At 34.4% G+C, this 2,733-nt stretch carries 5 protein-coding genes; 1 reads left to right on the top strand and 4 read right to left on the bottom strand.

What is annotated here, in order from left to right:
• Positions 1–572: 572 nt before the first annotated feature.
• From H3Z82_RS19395 to H3Z82_RS19380, 4 genes are all read right to left on the bottom strand, one after another.
• Positions 573–785, bottom strand: a complete 213-nt coding sequence (locus tag H3Z82_RS19395; RefSeq protein ID WP_182207110.1) for a hypothetical protein — start codon at positions 783–785, stop codon at positions 573–575.
• Positions 786–936: 151 nt separating this feature from the next.
• The gene (locus H3Z82_RS19390; protein WP_235982505.1) at positions 937–1,113 is read right to left on the bottom strand and encodes a hypothetical protein; all 177 of its coding nucleotides are present in this window, start codon (positions 1,111–1,113) and stop codon (positions 937–939) included.
• A 183-nt stretch (positions 1,114–1,296) separates the two neighbouring features.
• Positions 1,297–1,464: a hypothetical protein gene (locus tag H3Z82_RS19385; protein ID WP_182207109.1), complete on the bottom strand. Its 168-nt coding sequence runs from the start codon at positions 1,462–1,464 to the stop codon at positions 1,297–1,299.
• Between the two features lie 151 nt (positions 1,465–1,615).
• Positions 1,616–1,810: a hypothetical protein gene (locus H3Z82_RS19380; RefSeq protein WP_235982504.1), complete on the bottom strand. Its 195-nt coding sequence runs from the start codon at positions 1,808–1,810 to the stop codon at positions 1,616–1,618.
• A 618-nt stretch (positions 1,811–2,428) separates the two neighbouring features.
• Between H3Z82_RS19380 and tnpA the strand changes: the two genes are divergently transcribed.
• On the top strand, positions 2,429–2,695 hold the full coding sequence (tnpA, locus tag H3Z82_RS19375; RefSeq protein WP_182206421.1) for an IS66 family insertion sequence element accessory protein TnpA: 267 nt from the start codon (positions 2,429–2,431) through the stop codon (positions 2,693–2,695).
• Positions 2,696–2,733 lie beyond the last annotated feature (38 nt).

The following is a 2,733-nucleotide window of genomic DNA, read 5'->3' as shown; positions in this document are numbered from 1 at the left end:
ACGTACTGTTTGTCGGTTCTGTTATTCAGCCTGACCTTTGGCATTCACTGATTTTCGGATTTTAGGCGACTTAACATTGGATCTCAAGAAGGTTTTATAATTCGTAACAGTGGTAAATTCTGCGTAGAGCTTTTTGAATTCATTTCTACGTTTTTAAAAGCCAAAAAATTTTCGACTTATTAATGGTTTTTTAGAGTCTGCACAGCTGTGTACTAACTTGTATTTATAAGCACTAAAAGTGATCATATCTACCCTCAGTGTGCCAATAGAAGCCACTTTGGATGTTGAATGTTAATGATCAAAATTCTTATGCTTCAATTTACCACTTTTCTCTAAACTTTCCTATACGTAGAACTACGGATTTTAAAGCTATTTTTTAGGGGTTAATATGGGCGATAGTTTGGTGAGCACGAGCGGACGCTCGCGATAGCGAGAGTTTGCTTGTTGGACTGGAAACAAATCGACCGTAGGAGATTTGTTCCATTTCAACAATGCCAAGATTTTTATGGTTAAAATTTAAGGAAGAAAAGACTTGTTTTTTACCTCAGTTCTTTGTTGGCATTTCGTTGTTTTTATTCAGTTTTATTTTTTTCTTTATCTGCTTGTTTTTTTAAATTATATCTGGTCATAAGTGCCATAAATGTTCCAAAAAAAGAGGCGTATAATATAAATTTCCATATTTTGAAATCTTGTCCGTCAGAATAGTCAAATCCAGCCATAAGTCCAGCGTAAACGATTCCCGAAAACAAACCTGATTTTATAATTGATTTTATCTGCGTATTCATATTTTTTAAAATTCCATTTTTAGGTTAAATTTATTTCCGATTGAGTGAGCAATTCCGCAACTTTCTAAATTCCGCATTTAATTCAGTTTCCGATTCCGCAAACGAGCTAAAAGTCAAACGTTTTATTTTAAATCACTCTTTTTTATATTTCTTATGTTCTATATTTCTTTTTGTCTAAAATCGCATAAAATTTTCGTAGCGAGATTTTCAGGTCTTTTGTTATTTCGCTCACTTTTTTCTTTCCTTTTTTATACAACTTTAAATTCTCGTTTACTTTTTTGTCAAAATAGTGTTTTTCCAGTTTCTCAACGATTTGTGTAATTGTCATTTTTAACATTTCTGTTCAATGAATGCCAACGTTTATGTGTAAGAATAGTTGCGTGGGATATACACCTAAAATAGTAAAAATTGACCGAGCCAATGGAAATTCCGAAGAATTTTCCAAGTAGGCGAGAACCAAGCAATTAATTATACACGGCTTGGCATTTCGTTGTTTTTATTCCGATTTCAATTATTCAGTTGAGTTTTGTTTTTTGAAAGGAATCCATTTAAAAATATATCCAAAACCTATTGCACATAAAACACCTGATGTTGTTTGGATTATGCTATTGTCAACTAAAAAGTAAGCAATAATTCCAACGATTATAATTGCAATACCTATTATCTGTGATTTATTCATAATGTTATTTTTCTCGAATATATAATATTTTTCAATTCCGATTAGTGAGTAATTCCGCAACTTGCTAAATTCCGCATTCAATTCGGGTTTTGTTTTTCAATTCAGTTTCCGATTCCGCAAACGAGCTAAAAGTCAAACGTTTTGTTTTAAATCACTCTTTTTTATATTTCTTATGTTCTATTTTCTTTTTTTCTAAAATCGCATAAAATTTTCGTTGCGAGATTTTCTGGTCTTTTGTTATTTCGCTCACTTTTTTCTTTCCCTTTTTATACAGCTTTAAATTCCCGTTTACTTTTTTGTCAAAATAATGTTTTTCCAGTTTCTTAGCGATTTGTATAATTGTCATTTTTAACATTTCTGTTCAATGAATGCCAACGTTTATGTGTATGAGTTGTGGCGTGTGCCATCACGGACAATTCCAAACGGTCAACTGCCTGTGGAAAATCCGCAGGATTTTCCAAGTAGGCACATACCCAGCCATAACTTATACACGCTGTTAGCACACGGTTTTTAAGTTTCTCATCCGAGTTTTATATCGAACGTAATGTTGTTTAAAGGACTAATTTAAACAATTCAGATCGATTTTTGTTTTAATTTATTCGGTCAGATCTGATTCGGTCGAGAAACACAAACTTTCGATTTTGCACTTAAACATCAAAAATAAAATCTGATTTGGTTCGGAAGGTTTTTATTCGTCAGAGTGGATTTCGCCGTACTATTTGTCGGTTCTGTTTTTCATCCGGACTTTTGGTAGTCAAAAGCTTTTCACTTTTAAGCGACTTATTACTGGAAATCAAGGCGTATTCGTTTATTCGCAACATTGGCTTTTAAACCGCACTTTCGGAAATCACAGATATTCGGATTTTAAGCGACTTAACTTTGATTTTTCGTATCCATCCGGGCAACTACGTCTTTTATGACATGACCTGTCTTTTTACCTTTGGTGGCATAAACTATATGTATTATGACAAAAAAGGAGAATGCTTTGTGGATGCGTAAATTGGTAAAGGAGTTTCGGGACTCTGGTCGGAGCCAAAAAGAGTTTGCCTCTGCCCATGGGATCAAGGAGAGCAAATTCCATTATTGGCGATCAAAATTATCGAGGCCTGTAGATGTAACGGCCGATAAAGGTCCTTCGCATTTCGTTCCTATCGAAGTCGTCCCTGTCCAGGAAGGCAGAACCATTTTGATCCGTTGCAAAAACGGGATCGAGATCGAAATCCCAGTATAGATGTTCGCACTTGGTACTTCGCACCGGTTCCAACTCTA

Origin of the sequence: Gelidibacter maritimus, assembly GCF_014062315.1 — a bacterium.
Classification (GTDB): Bacteria; Bacteroidota; Bacteroidia; order Flavobacteriales; family Flavobacteriaceae; genus Gelidibacter; species Gelidibacter maritimus.
The sequence above is the reverse complement of the archived record's forward strand: the minus strand, read 5'-3'. Positions and strand labels throughout refer to the sequence as shown.

What these genes read in the sequence shown, in the direction of transcription:
- H3Z82_RS19395 (WP_182207110.1), bottom strand. Translation starts at nt 785, where the DNA reads ATGAATACGCAGATAAAATCAATTATAAAATCAGGTTTGTTTTCGGGA.
- H3Z82_RS19390 (WP_235982505.1), bottom strand. Translation starts at nt 1,113, where the DNA reads ATGACAATTACACAAATCGTTGAGAAACTGGAAAAACACTATTTTGAC.
- H3Z82_RS19385 (WP_182207109.1), bottom strand. Translation starts at nt 1,464, where the DNA reads ATGAATAAATCACAGATAATAGGTATTGCAATTATAATCGTTGGAATT.
- H3Z82_RS19380 (WP_235982504.1), bottom strand. Translation starts at nt 1,810, where the DNA reads ATGACAATTATACAAATCGCTAAGAAACTGGAAAAACATTATTTTGAC.
- tnpA (WP_182206421.1), top strand. Translation starts at nt 2,429, where the DNA reads ATGACAAAAAAGGAGAATGCTTTGTGGATGCGTAAATTGGTAAAGGAG.